Origin of the sequence: Flavobacterium sp. CSZ (assembly GCF_015350725.1) — a bacterium.
In the GTDB taxonomy this organism is placed as follows: Bacteria; Bacteroidota; Bacteroidia; order Flavobacteriales; family Flavobacteriaceae; genus Flavobacterium.
The window spans coordinates 219834-236794 of record NZ_JADKPQ010000003.1 but is presented as its reverse complement, the minus strand read 5'-3'; the positions used below and the strand labels follow the sequence as shown (position 1 = coordinate 236794).

Sequence of the window (16961 nt, the reverse complement as noted above, 5' to 3'; positions counted from 1 at the left end):
GAAAAACGGATGTTTTTTTATGCTCTAAAACGAATAAATTCAAGCGCAAAAAAGCGTCTTATTTATTGTTTTGCCTAAAATAAACTTCAGTAGCACCTAAGCCATATTTTTGATAATTGGCATCCTGAAAATCTATTCCGTCATAACGTCCCAATAAAAAATCAAGTTCTGCTTTTAGAATTCCTTCGCCAACACCATGAATAAAAACGATTTTAGGAATGCGGTTTCGGATCGCAAATTCAATGTGTCTTTTTGCCGTTTCTGTCTGCAAAGTCAGAATATCATAATTTGACATTCCGCGTTTATTAGGAACCAGTTTTTCGATATGCAAATCAAATTCCGGTGCTGCGATTTCGCGTTTATCTTTCTTTTCTTTGACAAAACTCCTTGCTTTTGGCTCTTCTTTCTCTTTTGAAACCGCATCTAAATCAATTCTTTTAATAGAATTCATTAAATTACTGGATTCTTGTATTTTAAGCAACTCATTGACAAAAAATGTCATCGTAAATCCGTCCTCAGTTTCGATCAAAACTTCATTGTTTTTTACCGAAATCACTATTCCGTTTATGGCTTCATCTAAGACAGAAACCTTATCTCCTTTAGTCAACATCCTGTTCTTCTTTATCTTGATTTTTACTAGGTGTTTTTGCGCTTAGCTGCATCATTCCAAACATGAAAACTACAATCGCAATTACCGTTATATAAATATTTTTATCTGCTGAAACCTGCTCATATAACGCAAGTGAAATCGCAAGAATCATTATTAAAATTTTAAAAGTTTTCATTTTCTACGTATTAAGAATTCAAAAGTATGAAACTTTAAAATAGGACTTCACTACTCTCTAAAACGAATCAAATATTTTTCTGATGAAATCAAACAAAATACTCATGGTAAAACTCATGAAAATGATGTCTCAAAAAACGCAAAAAACTGGCTTGTTTTTACAGTACTAAAAACCCTTTTTAAAGCACAATTCATTCTTACTTTTTTTCTCAAGAAAAACTTCCTTAATTTTTGTTTTTTTACCTATTTATTATTTTTCGTTTTTAGCACTTTCCAGCTTTCAGAAAAATCTAAAAATCATCAAAAATATTTGACTTTATACTTTCATAAAAAGTATATTTTCTGAATTTTTTTTTTAAGCTTTTCTAAATCAAAATTCTCCTAAATTATTTTTTTATCTGATTCAGAATATCATTCATCATCTCGATTTGTACTTTCTGAATTTCGATTAATTCCTGTTGCTGATGCATAATCATATGATCAATTTTATCATGGATCATTCTAATTTCTAATTCTGATTTAAGGTTAATCATATAATCTTTTTTGGCACGATTTCGATCTTTTTCTTCTTGTCGGTTTTGACTCATCATAATTACCGGAGCCTGCAATGCGGCAATACAGGATAAAATCAAATTCAGCAAAATAAACGGATAGGGATCAAAACCCTTATTGACCAAAATATAAACATTGGCTCCAATCCAGACGACGATAAAAAGTAAAAACGAAATAATAAAAGTCCAGCTTCCGCCAAAGTCTGCTACCTGATCGGCAATTCTTTGTCCAAAACTTCTGGGTTCCTGTTCGTCCTCTACAATACTTACTATTGATTTATCTTCTTTTAAAGAATTAATAACACTTTTTTCAAGATTAGAAAGCGTTCCTATTTCTGTCGACAAATATCTCGAAATGTATTTTTGGCGGTATTCATTTAATTCTTTGACCGCTATACAATCCTGTTCGCTAAAAGAAGGAAAGTCTTCAATAATAAGCCCCAAAATTGGATCATGAATAGATTTTCCCCAAATTTTCTCACTTTCAGGAAAAGAAAGATTAGAAATAGCACTTTTAAAAGTCGAATTATTTTTCATTTTTATAAATTTTACAGGCTAATTTACGCATTTAAGTTCTTAAGAATCACATAAAAAATTCGGCAATGTTTTTATTTTATTTATCACAAATACAATTCTCAGAACAAAATTTCTTTGTAATATTCATGCCCTTATTTACAAAAAACGCATTACTTTTAACGTTTTAAATTATCCACTCAATTTTACAATTGTGACCAAAGACAATATCATACAAAATATTAAAGCTTTAAAAAGCCATTCAAATATAAATTACGGAATCAAAACCAAAACTGAAGATTTTACCGAGAAGCTTTTCTATACCCTTTTTGATTCAAATGCAGACTTAGATAAAAGCATTGATGAGCTAGAAATCTGCTTTAAAGAAATTGCTGTTTTAGCCTGCAAAAAACCTCAAAATTTATGCGAATCGATTTGGGACCGATTTCTGGAAAAATTACCCGGAGTTCTTGAAAAACTAAATCAAGACGCCGAATATATTTTAGAAAATGATCCTGCATCGAATAGCATCGATGAAGTTTATTTAGGTTATCCCGGCTTCTACGCCATTGCCATTTATCGTTTAAGCCACGAACTATATCATCTGGACCTATTGCTGTTTTCGAGATTAATGAGCGAATACGCGCACCGAATTACAGGAACCGATATTCATGCGGGTGCTGATATTGCATCTCCTTTTTTTATCGATCACGCCACTGGAATTGTTATTGGCGAAACAACCGTAATCAGGAAACACGTAAAAATTTATCAAGGAGTTACTCTGGGAGCATTAAGCGTGAGCAAAGAAATGAAAAATGCTAAAAGACATCCAACCGTAGAAGCTAATGTCTGCATTTATGCGAATGCTACTATTTTGGGAGGCGAAACCATTATTGGAAAAAATAGTATCGTAGGAGGAAATGCCTGGGTGACCAAATCGATTCCTGAAGGTTCTATAGTAATCAATACCACTACAACTGAAGTTAAAATAAAAGAAAAAAAATAAAATGAACGCACAAAAATTGCTAAACCTAATTGGAAACACTCCATTGATGGAAACTGTCAATTTGGTTAAGAATAAAAATGTAAAACTTTTACTGAAACTTGAAGGAAATAATCCGGGCGGAAGCGTAAAAGACAGAGCAGCATATAACATGATTGCTGCAGCTCTTGAAAGAGGTGATATTAAAAAAGGAGATAAACTGATTGAAGCCACAAGCGGCAATACCGGAATTGCCCTTGCCATGATTGCACAATTGTTTCAAATTGAGATCGAATTAGTCTTACCGGAAGATTCTACAAAAGAAAGAACTCAAACCATGCGTGCTTATGGCGCTACAGTGATTTTAACACCTGCTAGGGAAGGAATTATTGGTTCAAGGGACTATGCCGACAAAAAAGTGGCAGAAGGCGGTTATATTATGCTAAATCAGTTTGCGAACGATGACAACTGGAAAGCACATTATAAAACCACCGGCCCTGAAATCTGGAATGATACTGATGGTACGGTAACGCATTTTGTTTCGGCAATGGGAACAACAGGAACTATCATTGGAACCTCGACATACTTAAAAGAAAAAAATCCGGCAGTTCAGATCATTGGTGCACAACCAAGCGACGGATCTCAAATTCCGGGAATTCGTAAATGGCCACAGGAATATTTACCTAAAATATTTGATGCAACAAAAGTAGATTCAGTTGTTGATGTCAGCGAAGAAGAAGCGCGCGAAATGACTAAACGTTTAGCACTCGAAGAAGGCGTTTTTGCAGGAATGAGCAGCGGAGGTTCTGTTGCCGTCGCCCTAAAAATCGCAGAAGAATTAGAATCAGGAGTAATCGTTGCCGTTATCTGCGATCGCGGTGATCGTTATTTGTCTTCGGATTTATTTGATTGAGAAAAAAGGTTCAAAGGCGCAAAGTTTTATAAACTAATACCAAAATCTTTGCGTCTTTCTACTTTTGAATCTTAGATTCTTAAAAAAAATCTACGCATATAAAAAGACTCACTACTGTGCGCCTCTACAAAAAACCTTTGAACCTTTGCCACTCTGAACCTAAAAAGAAATGAACTACAGAAAACTAGGAAAAACAAACTTTAATATATCCGAAATCTCTCTTGGCACCTGGCAGGTAGGAGGAAAATGGGGATCAGGATTTAATGATAAAACTGCCGACGAACTTATAAATAGGGCAATAGACAACGGCGTAAATTTTATTGATACTGCCGATGTTTATGAAAACGGATTAAGCGAAACGGCTGTGGGAAGAGTTGTTCGTTCCCGCTCTGAACGAATTTACGTCGCTACAAAATGCGGACGTCATATAAATCCTCATATAAGTGAAGGTTATCAGCCAAAAGCACTTCAAAAATATGTTGAAGACAGTTTGAAAAGAATGGGATTAGAAACATTAGATTTAATTCAGCTTCACTGTCCTCCTACGGAAGTTTTTTACCGACCTGAAATTTTTGAAATCTTTGATCGCTTAAAAGATCAGGGTAAAATCTTGAATTTGGGTGTTAGCGTCGAAAAAGTCGAAGAAGCTTTAAAAGCAATCGAATATTCGAATGTAACAACGGTTCAGATCATTTTCAATTTATTCCGTCAGCGTCCGTCTCAATTATTTTTCTCTGAAGCCAGAAAGAAAGATATCGGAATCATTGCGAGAGTTCCTCTGGCAAGCGGACTTTTAACAGGTAAATTTGATACTAAAACTACTTTTGATGCTCAGGATCACCGCAATTTTAATCGTAACGGAGATGCTTTTGATAAAGGAGAAACTTTTTCAGGTATAGATTACGAATTGGGACTAAAAGCTGTAGAAAAACTAAAAGCATTATTTCCTGAAACACCCAACCTCGCTCCTATTGCCCTGCAATGGATTTTGAGTTTTAAAGATATTAGCTGTATCATTCCGGGAGCTTCAACAGCCAATCATGTAATGTCGAATTTATCAGTCTATGATTTACCCGAATTAACTCAGGGGAAAATCGAGGCCATGAACAATATTTACAAAGAATATATAAGACCTTCCGTGCATCACTTATGGTAGTTTTTTTTAGTTACTAAAATACAAGCTGCTGAGATTCTAATTTTTTTTTTTAATCTCAGTGCTTTTTTTTCTAGAACTTTCATATTTACTTGCCCGCCACAACTCATAATTTATAACTCATAACTCATCAGCCTTCAAACTCAATTCTAAACTCGGCCCCTTTGTTTTTGCCTTCGCTTGTTGCGTTTAATGTTCCTTTGTTTTTTTCGATGATTTTCTTGCAGAGGTACAATCCAATTCCCGTTGAAGATTCATTTGCAGTACCTAATCGGCTCATTTTGGTAAATTTCTTAAACAATTCATCAATTTGATGTTTATCAAAACCAATTCCTTTATCTACAACCGTAATTATCACTTTTGAATTTTCACTGTAAATTCTAACTTTAATTTCGCTGTCGAAATACGAGAATTTAATAGCATTACTAATTAAATTTACTAAAACCTGAACAAGCAAACCTTCATCGAGTCTTAGTTTAGCCTCGGTAATTTCTAAATTCAGGCTCAGTTTTATATTTTTATCAATAAGCCTTTGTTCGACCTGTTCGTTAATGAAAGGCAAAATATCATGCAATAAAATTGTTCTGCTTTCCTGATTACCTTTTACAACACGATCCTGTTCTTGTAATAATTTTATAAAGTTCTCGATATATCGAAACTGCAAATTAGTCGACTCACGAATCAGTTCTGCCAATTGACGAACAGATTCAGATGGTTTTTCGCTTATAATTAAATTTGCCAGGCCTTGCGGATTACCTGCAAAATTTTTCAAATCATGCGAAAGCATATAAATCAAATCCTGTTTTTCGTTGATAAAACTTTCCGCTTCATAGATAGATTCCTGAATATTGCACAATAACAAACCGGCTTCATCTGTATAATCAGTGGGTAAAATAGATAATTTTCTATTATTTCTATAATCGTCTAATGATTTTGAAGCAAGCGATATGGGTTTAATTAATTGATTTAAAACCAAAAGCGTTATCAAGGTAGCCAGTAAAGTCATGATCAAAGAAAAAACTAAAATCGAAGTAGGCGAAACACTGTGGTTATAATAAAGTACAAAAAATAATATCCCTATCAACGGAATATGAATTCCTATAAAAGCAACAAATAAAAATTTGAAAGCATAACTTTTTTTTAGAAAGCCAATTTGTGAAAGGTTATGATATAAATTCATAAAAATATAACAATCAATGGATTAAAAATAGCAGATTTGGGTTAATTGCTAAAAACAAAGTTAACTTTTAATGTCAATTAAAATAATAAATTAAACAATTTGATAAAATATTTTGAAAATTAAATTTGAAAAAGTTTACAAACCCTTATTTTTGCGCTATGGGAAGAAAAAATACAGACAAAGTTGTCTTTCATCAGATTCAGGTTCTTGATGCCGGAGCAAAAGGTGTATCAGTAGCAAAGGCTCCTGACGGAAAAGTAATCTTTATACCGAACGTGGTTCCGGGTGATGTTGTTGACGTTCAAACTTTCAAAAAAAGAAAAGCCTATTATGAAGGCAAAGCCGTAAAATTTCATGAATTATCAGAACACCGCATAGAACCTATATGCGATCATTTTGGTGTTTGTGGAGGTTGCAAATGGCAAAATATGAAATACAGCCAACAGTTGTATTACAAACAAAACGAAGTAAAAAATCATTTGCAGCGTATAGGAAAAGTAGAACTACCTGAATTCGAAACTATTTTAGGTTCTGAAAAACAATTTTTCTACAGAAATAAAATGGAATTTTCGTTTTCTAACAGTCGCTGGCTAACAGAGAAAGAAATAGAAAGCACTGAGGATTTAGGAAACAGAAATGCTTTAGGATTTCATATCCCGAAAATGTGGGATAAAATTCTTGATATTCAAAAATGTTATTTACAAGAAGATCCGTCTAATGCCATTAGAAATGAAATTAGAGATTTTGCTAACGCAAACAATTTAGCTTTCTTTAATCCAAGAGAGCAATCCGGTTTATTAAGAACTTTTATGATTCGTACAGCTTCGACTGGCGAAATCATGGTTTTGATTCAGTTTTACGAAAATGACAAGAAAAATCGTGAATTGCTTTTAGATCATCTTTATGAGAAGTTTCCGCAAATTACTTCGTTACAATATGTCGTAAACTCCAAACAAAACGACACTATTTACGATCAGAATATCAAACTATATAAAGGTAGAGATTATATCCTGGAAGAAATGGAAGGTTTAAAATTCAGCATCAATGCTAAATCTTTTTATCAAACAAATTCTGATCAGGCGTATGAATTATACAAAATAACACGTGATTTCGCCGGACTTTCGGGCAACGAAACCGTTTATGATTTATATACCGGAACCGGAACTATTGCACAATTTGTTTCTAAAAAAGCAAAAAAAGTAATTGGTGTAGAAAGTGTTCCCGAAGCAATTTTAGACGCTAAAGCCAATGCAGAACGCAATAATATAACGAATTGTGAGTTTTTTGTAGGTGATATGAAAGTTGTTTTCAACGAAAGCTTCATCGCAGAACATGGCAAACCGGATGTTATTATTACAGATCCACCAAGAGATGGTATGCACGCCGCAGTTATCGATCAAATCCTGAAAATTGCTCCTAAAAAAGTAGTTTATGTAAGTTGTAATTCAGCAACACAAGCACGTGATTTAGCTTTAATGGACGAAAAATATAAAGTTACACGCGTGAGACCGGTTGATATGTTCCCGCAAACGCATCATGTCGAAAATGTTGTACTTTTAGAACTTCGCTAACAAAATATAAATGAAAAAAATAATCTCTCTTTTATTGGTCTTTACATTTGGTTTATCCAGCTGTGAGAAAGATGATATTTGTGATGCAAATACACCCACCACTCCCCGATTAGTAATTTCATTTTATGATATTAATGATCCTTCAAAACTTAGAAATGTAAACAATTTAATGGTTATTGGACAAGGAAAAACAGAGGGAATTATTTTCAACAAAAGCGTTACAGACACAACCAAATATGTTACAAACGCAAGTACAGTTTCTGTCCCGTTGCGAACAGACACCATTTCGACAACATATAAGTTTGTCTATAACTCATTAAGTCCAAATCCTGCTGCCATAAATATCGATGTTCTAAAAATAGATTATACACATCAAAATGTATATGTATCGAGAGCCTGCGGTTTTAAAACCACATTTACACTCGCTCCAGTAAATCCTTTCGTACGAACAGATCCGGATGGTGACGGCCCTTGGATGCAGGAAATTTTTGTAAAAACCCGTAACATTGAATCTGAAAATGAAACACACCTTGAAGTATATTTTTAGTTCTGTCTTATTGTTTTCAATGTTTTTGGGTCATACTCAGGAAACATCAACTAAAACAGTAACAAAAGAAAAGCCTAAAACCGAAACTGCAAAACCTGCTCTTGAGGAAGTAAAGAAAGACAGCATCAAAACAGATCGCTATGGTCTTCGTGTAGGTGTCGATTTGTACAAACTGACTCGCGGTCTTTATGATAAAGATTATAAAGGAATTGAAATTGTAGGAGATTTTCGTTTAACGAAAAAATACTTTATCGCAGCCGAACTTGGTTTCGAAGATAAAACCACGGATGACGACAGATTAAACTCTACCGCTACAGGAACGTACATCAAAGGTGGTTTTGACTACAATTTGTATCAAAACTGGCTCGACATGGAAAACTTAATTACAATCGGTTTAAGAGGCGGTTTTAGTACTTTTAGCCAACAGCTTAATAGCTATAAAATATACAATGCAAATCCGTATTGGGGAGAACAGCCGCCAGTTGCTGCTGGTCAAAAATATACCGGCCTAACAGCAGGATGGCTTGAAGTTGCCATGGGTTTAAAAGCAAAAGTGTTTAATAATGTATTTGTTGGATTTGGAGTTCAGCTAAAAATGCTCGTAGCCAATTCAAAACCATCAGGTTTTGATAATTTATACATACCGGGTTTTAACAGAACTTACGACGGAAGTTTTGGAGTAGGCTTCAATTACACCGTTTCCTACTTTATTCCGCTTTACAAGAAAAAAACTATTATTCCGCAAATTATAGAAACTCCTAAAAATTAGTTTTGAGCTAAATGAACAAAATCCTTATTCTTTTTGCCTTTAGCCAAATTGCTTTTGCTCAAAAAACGATTGTTAAGACCTCGCTTCATTTCTCCGGAAAAATAGATAAGTACCCTATAGAAATGACTATTGAATTCATTCAGGGACAAGATTCTGTTTCAGGAAGCTATTACTATTTAAAAAACAGTAAAGACATGCCTATTTTTACAAAAGGCATCTGTAAAGCAGGCGAAATAAAACTTGACGAGACAAGTTATACAACAACTAAAAAAGGAAACGTGCCGCAAAAAACAGGCTCATTTTTATTACAATTAGATAGTGAATATAAATTAAGCGGGATATGGCAAAACGTAAAGAAAGATAAAAAATTCGATGCCACTCTTTCCTGTCTGGAAGATTTATCTTCGTTTAATCCAAAAAATTACAGTTACAAACTCAACCAATATAAAGGTAAAGCTGAAAACACAAATGGTGAACTAGCTGATAATTTCTTAATTAGCAAACTGGATATTTATAATTCTAAAAAAGAAAAAGTACAAACAATTTCCGGCTTTAATAAAGCGATTTACGAAAAAGACGGAACAGTAGAATTAGAAGACCTAAATTTTGACGGACTTCTGGACATTAAAATTCCTATCTATTTTCCGGATAGAATTAAATTTGATAGTGGTTATCTCTACTTTGTTTATGATAAAACTAAAAAACAGTTTATTAGAAATACAAAACTCGAAGCTTTAGAATATTTAAATTTCGATCAAAAAAATAAAGAATTTGTAAAATTTGAAGCTGATGGAAGCGGAAACGAATCTGACTATTATTACAAATGGTCGAATAACAATTTCTATTTGATTAAAAAAGTTCAAAGTTTCGAAGACAACGATAAAACAACTTATACTGAGTACGAAATAAAAAACAACAAGTCAGTAAAAGTTAAAGAATATCAAAAATAAAAAAAGCCATGAATTTAAATTAATTAAGTTCATGGCTTTTAAGTTTTATGGCAAGCTTACGATAATTGAAAATCAACAGCTGCCTTTGAATGTATTAGAGCCGTGTCAAAAATAGGCACAGAAAGCTCTCCGGGTTTTATCACCAACGGAATTTCGGTACAACCCAAAATGATTCCTTCGGCTCCTTCTTTGATTAATTGGTTGGCAATTTCCAGATAGCGTTTCTTAGTTTCATTGGTCACAAGGCCTTTTCCTAGCTCTTCAAAAATGGTAGTGTGAATAAAATCTTTATCCTCTTCACTTTGCGGAATAATAGCTTGAATTCCTTTAGCCAGAAGCTTATCCTTAAAAAAATCAAGCTCCATAGTAAACTTAGTCCCTAATAGACCTACTTTTTTCAATTCTTGTTTCTCGATTTCAACAGCAGTGGCAGTAGCAATATGAATAATTGGTAACTCCACGGCTGCTTCTAGTCTGTCAGCGATAAAGTGCATGGTATTAGCACATAAAACAATGGCTTCTGCTCCACCCTGCTTTAAAAACTGACTCGCGTTTAATAACATATTAAAGGTCGAATCCCAATCGCTCTTTTCGTTATTCTTTTTTATATCAGCATAATTAAAAGAGTATATCAAACATTCTGAGAAGTTAAGACCTCCCAGTTTCTCATTTACCCCCTCGTTTATAAGTTTGTAATAATCAGCAGTAGACACCCAGCTAATACCACCTATAAGTCCAATTATCTTCATAAACAACTATTTTAAAATCCGTACAAATTAATAGTGTTTTATTCAACACAGAAACATAGACTGCTTATAATTTTAAATATTTTTCACGTAGATCTAAAAAGACTCAAGCAAATCTGCGCAGATCAATTATCTAAATTTAATCTGCTTAAATCTGTCGAATCTGCGTGAAAAAAAAAAAAACTTTACAATCCTTTATCCCGATAGCTATCGTGAGTCGCTAACTAAATTAACCTATTTCTCTGATTCCTTTTATAAAAATCCATTTCATGTACAGCTTTTCACCGTCTTTGGTTTTTACTGCCTGAAATTTAGGCGAAATCAAAGTAGCTACGATAAATGCAGTCATCGGAATCCAAAGTCCCGTTAATCCTGTATACATCGCAACTACAAATCGTCCTGCAATAAATAAAATTGCAAAACATCCTAATTGGTATAAAAAAGCTCTTACTTGTAATTTTGACATTTTTTTCTTTTTTATGGTTCAAAGGTACAGAGGTTCAAAGGGACAAAGGATTTTCTTTGCGCTTATAACTCCTTACTTCTTTGCACTATTACTCAATCTGATTTTTTTTAGACTCAAAGTTATAAAAATTCAAAACGACAAAGTTTTTAAACCTCTGTCCCTTTGAACCTTTGCTGCTTTGTACTTATTCAGAAACCTGAAATTTCGTTCTCTTACTCCCTTCGTACATTTCGTATTTCACCAAACGTGCTTCAAGGCTTGCGTTGAAGAGTTTAATTTTGCGGGAAGGTTTTAATCCTACAAATTTCAGCGCTTCAAGATTTGCCGTTATAAACCAGGCGTTTGTTCCCGGGTAGCTTTTCTTTAAGGTATCACCAATATTTTTATAGAACTCTTCCATATGAATATCCAGACGCTCATCATAAGGCGGATTAAAAACCATATGCAGTTTTCCTTCAACCTCTTTTTCAGTATCAAAAAAGTTTTCTTCTTTGATCGTCACATAATCTTCAAGATTGGCGTTTCTGATATTGTCTTTGGCTTTGTTTACTGCACTTGGCGCTTTATCAAAACCTTTTATAGTATAATGAAATTCCTTTGTTTTTTTCATCAGACTGTTTATAATCTGTTCGAACAGATCATTGTCCCAGTCTTTCCATTTTTCGAAAGCAAATTCTTTACGGTTTATGTTTGCCGGAATATTACAAGCAATCATAGCTGCTTCGGCAAGGAAAGTTCCCGAACCACACATTGGGTCCAAAAAGTGACTTTGTCCTTCCCAACCGGATAATATCAATATTCCTGCTGCCAAAACCTCGTTGATAGGCGCAATATTTGTAGCGGTTCTATAACCACGCTGGTGCAATGAATTCCCAGAAGTATCTAATGCAACCGAAACCTGATCTTTATCGATATGCACATTGATTCGCAAATCAGGAAAAGCTTTATCAATACTTGGACGTTGTCCCGTTCTTTCTCTAAACTGATCTACAATGGCATCCTTACATTTTTGAGAAACAAACTCAGAATGATTAAAATAAGTCGAATGCACCGTTGCATCAATCACAAAAGTCTGATTGGCATTCAATAATTTAGACCAGTTTACACCAGAAATCCCCTTATATAATGCCTGCTCATTATTGGCTCTAAACGAGTAAATAGGTTTTAAAACCTTAAGTGCGGTACGCAACGATAAATTGGCTTTATACATAAAACCCTTATCGCCCTTAAAGCTTACCATTCTCACCCCTTTTTCGACATCCTGAGCACCAAGATCACGCAATTCTTTTTCTAATATTTCCTCAAAACCAAAAAAACATTTGGCTATCATTCTAAAATTTTCTTCCATCTTTATTTTTGTATTAAAAAAAACTCCGATCGCAAACCCACATCTGATTATTCAGGTATCGTCACGAAATAGTTATTTTTCGGCAAAAATACACTAAATTTGCGGGACTTTGAATTAATTGAAATAGAATAAATGTCTGACGCACCAAACTCATCAACACCAAATCAGGAACGTAACACCGAAAATTGGTTTACCTCATGGTTTGATACTCCATATTACCACATACTTTATAAAGATAGAAACTACCGCGAGGCACAAATTTTTATGGATAATCTTACGCATTATCTCAATTTGCCCGAAAAAGCAAAAGTTCTTGATTTAGCATGCGGAAAAGGACGCCATTCTATCTATTTAAATCAATTAGGTTTTAATGTTTTAGGCGCTGATTTGTCTGAAAACAGCATTGCCGAAGCCAGTAAAAACAGCAACGAAACCCTGCATTTTAAAGTGCACGATATGCGCGAACCTTTCGAAGAAAAGTTCGATGCCATTTTTAACCTGTTTACCAGTTTTGGCTATTTCGAAAGTGACGATGATAACCTTACTACCCTTAAAGCCATCAAAGAAAGCTTATCTGAATATGGTTTTGCCGTTATAGACTTTATGAACGTAGCCAATGTAATCGAAACGCTGGTTCCCGAAGAAGTAAAAACAGTTGATAGTATCGATTTTAAAATAAAAAGATACGTTCAGGACGGGCATATTTTTAAAGAAATAGATTTTGAAGACCAGGGACGTCAATATCATTTTACCGAAAAAGTAAAAGCCCTTACCCTCAAAGACTTTCAGGAATTAATGGACGAAGCCGGAATTTATCTCTTAGATATTTTTGGAGATTATAAACTCAAAAAGTTTCATAAAACCGAAAGCGAACGATTAATCATGATTTTTAAATAGGTTCAATTGTTTAACTGTTAATTTGTTTAATCGTTAAAAAAACAATTATCCGATTAACCGATTAAACAAATCAACGATTACACCAAAACGAAATGAATTATCTATTACCCTTATTTTCTGTACTTTTAGGTTATATAGTGGCTTTGTTTTTAAAACCAAAAAGCAAAACCAATCTAAAACTATTGCTTGCTTTTAGCGGTTCATTTTTACTATCCCTAACCGTTATGCATTTACTGCCTGACGTTTATGCAACACACAATCACAATATTGGAATTTTTATCATGGTCGGAATTTTATTCCAGATCATATTAGAGTTTTTCTCAAAAGGCGCCGAACACGGACACGTACACGGACATGCGCAAATGAGTCAAATTCCGTGGCTGCTTTTTATAAGCCTTTGTATTCACGCCTTTCTGGAGGGTTTTCCTGTAAGTCATCATCACGATTTAGCACTCGGCATAGCCATTCACCACCTGCCTATTGCCGTAATCCTGACGACCTTTTTCATCAATGCAAACCTCAATAAAAAAGCCATTTTTGCCTTCATGCTTACCTTTGCAATCATGACGCCGCTTGGGACAATTGCATCAGACTTTTTACCTTTTTTAAACGATTATTATACAGAAATCACCGCCGTTGTCATCGGTATTTTGTTTCATATCTCATCAACCATTATTTTCGAAAGCAGCGAAGGCCACAAATTCAACGTAGCCAAAGTTTCTATGATTGTTCTCGGAATTTTACTGGCATTCTTTTTATAATCTGGGCGTGACCATATTCACAAAAGGCGCTATTTAACCAACCGCTTATGTGCGCCTTTCGCAAATACGGTGGGGTTATCCACACTACTTCGGTAGTTAGCTCCTATCCCTCACGCAAAAAAAACTTTACGCATAAAAAATACCTAACAGGTTTAAAAAACCTGTTAGGATACTCAATCTATACTCCCGTTTAATTTCAATTATCTAATTGACAAATTTTCTAATTATTCCCCCATAACTTTTAATCATCATCAAACACAATATTTTAGCCGGTGTAACAAAGTTTCAGGAAATCAGTCCTTATAGGTGAAAATTTATAAGGAAAAAGATTTATAATGTGCTATTACTTTATGTTCTAAATTTCGAGATTGCAATAAAAAAGATTAATTTTGACCCGACCAATTATACTAAAAAATGACGTTTACAAAAATTACAGAACAAGCATCAAAATACGAGCATTTAGAAAAAATGTCGGTTCATGAATTGCTTACCAATATCAATCAGGAAGACAAAACTGTTCCCAATGCAGTTGAAAAAGCAATTCCGCAAATTGAAGCTTTAGTACAACAAATTGTCGTTAAATTAAAGCTGGGCGGACGCCTTTTTTATATTGGAGCCGGAACATCCGGACGTTTAGGCGTTGTAGATGCCTCAGAATGTCCTCCTACTTTTGGTGTCCCTTTTGATTTAGTAAACGGAATAATTGCCGGAGGTGACACTGCTATTCGCAGAGCTGTAGAAAACGCCGAAGACAATGCAACACAAGCCTGGATTGATCTTAAAAACAATAATATTGGTGCAAACGACGTAGTAATTGGTATCGCCGCTTCAGGAACAACTCCTTATGTAATTGGTGGTTTAGAAACTTGCAATCAAAACAATATTCTTACGGGTTGTATTACCAATAATGCAGGAAGTCCGTTGGCATTAACAGCCCAATATCCTATTGAAGTAGTTGTAGGCCCTGAATTTATTACCGGAAGCTCCAGAATGAAAGCCGGAACAGCGCAAAAATTAGTTTTAAACATGATTTCGACCGCTGCTATGATTCAACTCGGAAAAGTAAAAGGGAATAAAATGGTCGATATGCAATTGAGCAATATAAAATTGGTTGACCGAGGTGTAAAAATGATTATGGGAGAAATTCCAATTTCATATGAAGAAGCAAGTGAACTATTAAAAAAATACGGCAGCGTACGAAATGCTGTCGATAATTATAATTTGCAAAAAGAGTTTTGATCTAACCGCAAAGAATGCAAGGTTTTACGCAAAGCTCGCAAGGTTTAAACAAAAAAATGAAGGTTCGCAAAGTATCAGGATGAAACTCTCGCAGTTAAACTTTGACAAAGTTCCAACAAACTTGAAACTAAAAAAACGTGAAACCTGAAACTTTCTGAAACCTGAAACTTTCTGAAACCTGAAACTTTCTGAAACCCGAAACAAAAAACAAATGGCAACAAATAAAGAATTACTGGGAAAAGGAATTAAATATATGTCAGGTTCATTACCTCTATTGTTTATTGGTCCTTCGTTGATATATAATGCTTTTATGAATCAACATACAAATTGGCATTATCTCGTTTTAGGAATTGGAATTGTAGCTTGCTTAAGCGCCATGTTCCTGATTTTTTACGGATTGAAAATTATTATGAAGGGTTTGTTTAATGACTAATTTGTATCTTTACTAAAATTCTTTATTATGAATATACAAGCAGAACTAAACTGGATTCATCAGGAAATTGATAAAGTACAAGATCCTTCTTTCGTAGAAAAATTAAAACATCTTTTGCAGTCAATCAATAATTCTACAGTTGATTCGGATGCAGCATATAATTTAGATATCGAAAATGCTTTAGAAAGTATAAAAAAAGGGGATTTTTATGCTCAAGACGAAGCTAAAGAAATGGCAAAAAAATGGGGAAGAAAATAATTTGGTCTAAAGATGCTTTAGATCAATTAGAAGACATTCATTTTTATATTTTCTTTGAAAGTAAATCAATTACAATTGCCGATAAAGTAGTTAACACGATTTTTGATAGCACCGAAATTCTAAAAACACAGCCTGAAATTTATAAACTAGATAAACAAAAAGTTAATAATGACGGAAGCTTTAGAGTTTATTCTGTTTATGACTATGCTATTTCATACCAAATGACCAACGATTTAATTTATATTCTTCGAGTACGTCACAATGCCCGAAAATCCAAAAAACATTCATGGAAAGTCTAATTCACATTCAGAAAACCTTCGAGAAAGTCGTTTATATTGACAAAAAAATCAACAATCGCGAGTTTGAAGATTGTGTTTTTAAAAACTGTGATTTTTCTAACAGCAATTTTACTTACAATACTTTTTTAGACTGCGTATTTATCGATTGCAATTTGTCGATGACCAGTTTATTTGGGACGAATTTAAAAAATGTGAGTTTTAAAAATTGTAAGTTATTAGGAATTGCTTTTAACGAATGTGACGATTTTTTATTCCAGGTTTATTTTGAAGAAAGCACGTTAGATTACGCCATTTTTTCGAATAAAAAAATGCCTAAAACCAAGTTTATAAATTGCTCTGTTCGCGAGGTAACTTTTATAGGAACCAACCTGACGAGTTCGGTTTTTGATAATTGCAATTTAGAAGGAGCCATTTTTAATGATACCCAATTGGCAGCAGTAAATTTTAAAACAGCATACAATTACAAAATCGATCCGGAATTTAACCCAATGAGAAAAGCTCAGTTTTCTAATGATGGAATTGTGGGACTTTTAGATAAATACGACATTAAGATTGTTTAAATTTAAAAACGCCACGAATTGCACGAATTTGCACTAACTAT

Annotated in this window: 21 protein-coding genes; 14 read left to right on the top strand and 7 right to left on the bottom strand. The window is 33.9% G+C overall.

The window, feature by feature from the left end:
* Positions 1 to 58: 58 nt before the first annotated feature.
* The 3 genes from IRZ78_RS05045 to IRZ78_RS05035 form a co-directional block, all read right to left on the bottom strand.
* Positions 59 to 610 (bottom strand): Smr/MutS family protein, encoded by a 552-nt coding sequence (locus tag IRZ78_RS05045; RefSeq protein WP_194615480.1) that lies wholly within the window; start codon positions 608 to 610, stop codon positions 59 to 61.
* Positions 600 to 785, bottom strand: coding sequence for a hypothetical protein (locus tag IRZ78_RS05040; protein WP_194615479.1), 186 nt, complete (start codon positions 783 to 785; stop codon positions 600 to 602). Before IRZ78_RS05040 ends, IRZ78_RS05045 begins: the two co-directional genes overlap by 11 nt.
* Before the next feature lie 385 nt (positions 786 to 1170).
* Entirely contained in the window at positions 1171 to 1872 is a 702-nt protein-coding gene (locus IRZ78_RS05035) for a DUF1003 domain-containing protein (protein WP_194615478.1), read from the bottom strand.
* A 190-nt stretch (positions 1873 to 2062) separates the two neighbouring features.
* Between IRZ78_RS05035 and IRZ78_RS05030 the strand changes: the two genes are divergently transcribed.
* The 3 genes from IRZ78_RS05030 (at position 2063) to IRZ78_RS05020 (ending at position 4899) form a co-directional block, all read left to right on the top strand.
* Positions 2063 to 2854, top strand: coding sequence for a serine acetyltransferase (locus tag IRZ78_RS05030; RefSeq protein ID WP_194615477.1), 792 nt, complete (start codon positions 2063 to 2065; stop codon positions 2852 to 2854).
* Between the two features lies 1 nt (position 2855).
* On the top strand, positions 2856 to 3743 hold the full coding sequence (gene cysM, locus IRZ78_RS05025) for a cysteine synthase CysM (RefSeq protein ID WP_194615476.1): 888 nt from the start codon (positions 2856 to 2858) through the stop codon (positions 3741 to 3743).
* Between the two features lie 169 nt (positions 3744 to 3912).
* A complete protein-coding gene (locus IRZ78_RS05020) occupies positions 3913 to 4899 on the top strand; it encodes an aldo/keto reductase (RefSeq protein ID WP_194615475.1) in 987 nt (328 codons plus the stop codon).
* A gap of 127 nt (positions 4900 to 5026) precedes the next feature.
* Here IRZ78_RS05020 and IRZ78_RS05015 read toward each other — a convergent pair whose 3' ends face one another.
* Positions 5027 to 6076 carry a HAMP domain-containing sensor histidine kinase gene (locus IRZ78_RS05015; RefSeq protein WP_194615474.1) on the bottom strand — a complete coding sequence of 350 codons (1050 nt, stop codon included), beginning with the start codon at positions 6074 to 6076 and terminating at the stop codon, positions 5027 to 5029.
* Between the two features lie 158 nt (positions 6077 to 6234).
* Here IRZ78_RS05015 and rlmD point away from each other — a divergent pair, with 158 nt between their 5' ends.
* Genes rlmD through IRZ78_RS04995 form a run of 4 tightly spaced genes read left to right on the top strand, consistent with a single transcriptional unit; the run spans position 6235 to position 9913 of the window.
* Positions 6235 to 7647, top strand: coding sequence for a 23S rRNA (uracil(1939)-C(5))-methyltransferase RlmD (gene rlmD / locus IRZ78_RS05010; RefSeq protein ID WP_194615473.1), 1413 nt, complete (start codon positions 6235 to 6237; stop codon positions 7645 to 7647).
* Between the two features lie 10 nt (positions 7648 to 7657).
* Positions 7658 to 8194 (top strand): DUF6452 family protein, encoded by a 537-nt coding sequence (locus IRZ78_RS05005; RefSeq protein ID WP_194615472.1) that lies wholly within the window; start codon positions 7658 to 7660, stop codon positions 8192 to 8194.
* Positions 8166 to 8963: a DUF6048 family protein gene (locus IRZ78_RS05000; RefSeq protein WP_194615471.1), complete on the top strand. Its 798-nt coding sequence runs from the start codon at positions 8166 to 8168 to the stop codon at positions 8961 to 8963. The genes IRZ78_RS05005 and IRZ78_RS05000 overlap by 29 nt, the downstream gene beginning before the upstream one ends.
* Positions 8964 to 8974: 11 nt before the next feature.
* Complete coding sequence (locus IRZ78_RS04995; protein ID WP_194615470.1) at positions 8975 to 9913, top strand: hypothetical protein; 939 nt, start codon at positions 8975 to 8977, stop codon at positions 9911 to 9913.
* Positions 9914 to 9969: 56 nt separating this feature from the next.
* On the opposite strand, the gene IRZ78_RS04990 is transcribed toward IRZ78_RS04995, so the two are convergent.
* The 3 genes from IRZ78_RS04990 to IRZ78_RS04980 form a co-directional block, all read right to left on the bottom strand.
* Positions 9970 to 10662 (bottom strand): aspartate/glutamate racemase family protein, encoded by a 693-nt coding sequence (locus IRZ78_RS04990; protein WP_194615469.1) that lies wholly within the window; start codon positions 10660 to 10662, stop codon positions 9970 to 9972.
* A gap of 226 nt (positions 10663 to 10888) precedes the next feature.
* Positions 10889 to 11125, bottom strand: a complete 237-nt coding sequence (locus tag IRZ78_RS04985) for a hypothetical protein (RefSeq protein ID WP_194615468.1) — start codon at positions 11123 to 11125, stop codon at positions 10889 to 10891.
* Positions 11126 to 11309: 184 nt separating this feature from the next.
* The gene (locus tag IRZ78_RS04980; RefSeq protein ID WP_194615467.1) at positions 11310 to 12473 is read right to left on the bottom strand and encodes a THUMP domain-containing protein; all 1164 of its coding nucleotides are present in this window, start codon (positions 12471 to 12473) and stop codon (positions 11310 to 11312) included.
* Between the two features lie 132 nt (positions 12474 to 12605).
* Between IRZ78_RS04980 and IRZ78_RS04975 the strand changes: the two genes are divergently transcribed.
* The 7 genes from IRZ78_RS04975 (at position 12606) to IRZ78_RS04945 (ending at position 16920) form a co-directional block, all read left to right on the top strand.
* Entirely contained in the window at positions 12606 to 13370 is a 765-nt protein-coding gene (locus tag IRZ78_RS04975; protein ID WP_194615466.1) for a class I SAM-dependent methyltransferase, read from the top strand.
* Between the two features lie 92 nt (positions 13371 to 13462).
* On the top strand, positions 13463 to 14131 hold the full coding sequence (locus IRZ78_RS04970) for a ZIP family metal transporter (protein WP_121318961.1): 669 nt from the start codon (positions 13463 to 13465) through the stop codon (positions 14129 to 14131).
* A 414-nt stretch (positions 14132 to 14545) separates the two neighbouring features.
* Positions 14546 to 15370, top strand: a complete 825-nt coding sequence (gene murQ, locus IRZ78_RS04965) for an N-acetylmuramic acid 6-phosphate etherase (RefSeq protein WP_194615465.1) — start codon at positions 14546 to 14548, stop codon at positions 15368 to 15370.
* A 211-nt stretch (positions 15371 to 15581) separates the two neighbouring features.
* Positions 15582 to 15803 carry a DUF6095 family protein gene (locus tag IRZ78_RS04960; RefSeq protein ID WP_072955827.1) on the top strand — a complete coding sequence of 74 codons (222 nt, stop codon included), beginning with the start codon at positions 15582 to 15584 and terminating at the stop codon, positions 15801 to 15803.
* A 27-nt stretch (positions 15804 to 15830) separates the two neighbouring features.
* On the top strand, positions 15831 to 16061 hold the full coding sequence (locus tag IRZ78_RS04955) for a hypothetical protein (protein ID WP_194615464.1): 231 nt from the start codon (positions 15831 to 15833) through the stop codon (positions 16059 to 16061).
* Positions 16046 to 16360: a type II toxin-antitoxin system RelE/ParE family toxin gene (locus tag IRZ78_RS04950; protein WP_194615463.1), complete on the top strand. Its 315-nt coding sequence runs from the start codon at positions 16046 to 16048 to the stop codon at positions 16358 to 16360. Before IRZ78_RS04955 ends, IRZ78_RS04950 begins: the two co-directional genes overlap by 16 nt.
* Complete coding sequence (locus tag IRZ78_RS04945; RefSeq protein ID WP_194615462.1) at positions 16348 to 16920, top strand: pentapeptide repeat-containing protein; 573 nt, start codon at positions 16348 to 16350, stop codon at positions 16918 to 16920. The genes IRZ78_RS04950 and IRZ78_RS04945 overlap by 13 nt, the downstream gene beginning before the upstream one ends.
* Positions 16921 to 16961 lie beyond the last annotated feature (41 nt).

Excerpts from the sequence above, each read along its gene's own strand:
- IRZ78_RS05045 (WP_194615480.1), bottom strand. The coding sequence starts at position 610 with ATGTTGACTAAAGGAGATAAGGTTTCTGTCTTAGATGAAGCCATAAAC.
- IRZ78_RS05040 (WP_194615479.1), bottom strand. The coding sequence starts at position 785 with ATGAAAACTTTTAAAATTTTAATAATGATTCTTGCGATTTCACTTGCG.
- IRZ78_RS05035 (WP_194615478.1), bottom strand. The coding sequence starts at position 1,872 with ATGAAAAATAATTCGACTTTTAAAAGTGCTATTTCTAATCTTTCTTTT.
- cysM (WP_194615476.1), top strand. The coding sequence starts at position 2,856 with ATGAACGCACAAAAATTGCTAAACCTAATTGGAAACACTCCATTGATG.
- IRZ78_RS05020 (WP_194615475.1), top strand. The coding sequence starts at position 3,913 with ATGAACTACAGAAAACTAGGAAAAACAAACTTTAATATATCCGAAATC.
- IRZ78_RS05015 (WP_194615474.1), bottom strand. The coding sequence starts at position 6,076 with ATGAATTTATATCATAACCTTTCACAAATTGGCTTTCTAAAAAAAAGT.
- rlmD (WP_194615473.1), top strand. The coding sequence starts at position 6,235 with ATGGGAAGAAAAAATACAGACAAAGTTGTCTTTCATCAGATTCAGGTT.
- IRZ78_RS05005 (WP_194615472.1), top strand. The coding sequence starts at position 7,658 with ATGAAAAAAATAATCTCTCTTTTATTGGTCTTTACATTTGGTTTATCC.
- IRZ78_RS05000 (WP_194615471.1), top strand. The coding sequence starts at position 8,166 with ATGAAACACACCTTGAAGTATATTTTTAGTTCTGTCTTATTGTTTTCA.
- IRZ78_RS04995 (WP_194615470.1), top strand. The coding sequence starts at position 8,975 with ATGAACAAAATCCTTATTCTTTTTGCCTTTAGCCAAATTGCTTTTGCT.
- IRZ78_RS04990 (WP_194615469.1), bottom strand. The coding sequence starts at position 10,662 with ATGAAGATAATTGGACTTATAGGTGGTATTAGCTGGGTGTCTACTGCT.
- IRZ78_RS04985 (WP_194615468.1), bottom strand. The coding sequence starts at position 11,125 with ATGTCAAAATTACAAGTAAGAGCTTTTTTATACCAATTAGGATGTTTT.
- IRZ78_RS04980 (WP_194615467.1), bottom strand. The coding sequence starts at position 12,473 with ATGGAAGAAAATTTTAGAATGATAGCCAAATGTTTTTTTGGTTTTGAG.
- IRZ78_RS04975 (WP_194615466.1), top strand. The coding sequence starts at position 12,606 with ATGTCTGACGCACCAAACTCATCAACACCAAATCAGGAACGTAACACC.
- IRZ78_RS04970 (WP_121318961.1), top strand. The coding sequence starts at position 13,463 with ATGAATTATCTATTACCCTTATTTTCTGTACTTTTAGGTTATATAGTG.
- murQ (WP_194615465.1), top strand. The coding sequence starts at position 14,546 with ATGACGTTTACAAAAATTACAGAACAAGCATCAAAATACGAGCATTTA.
- IRZ78_RS04960 (WP_072955827.1), top strand. The coding sequence starts at position 15,582 with ATGGCAACAAATAAAGAATTACTGGGAAAAGGAATTAAATATATGTCA.
- IRZ78_RS04955 (WP_194615464.1), top strand. The coding sequence starts at position 15,831 with ATGAATATACAAGCAGAACTAAACTGGATTCATCAGGAAATTGATAAA.
- IRZ78_RS04950 (WP_194615463.1), top strand. The coding sequence starts at position 16,046 with ATGGGGAAGAAAATAATTTGGTCTAAAGATGCTTTAGATCAATTAGAA.
- IRZ78_RS04945 (WP_194615462.1), top strand. The coding sequence starts at position 16,348 with ATGGAAAGTCTAATTCACATTCAGAAAACCTTCGAGAAAGTCGTTTAT.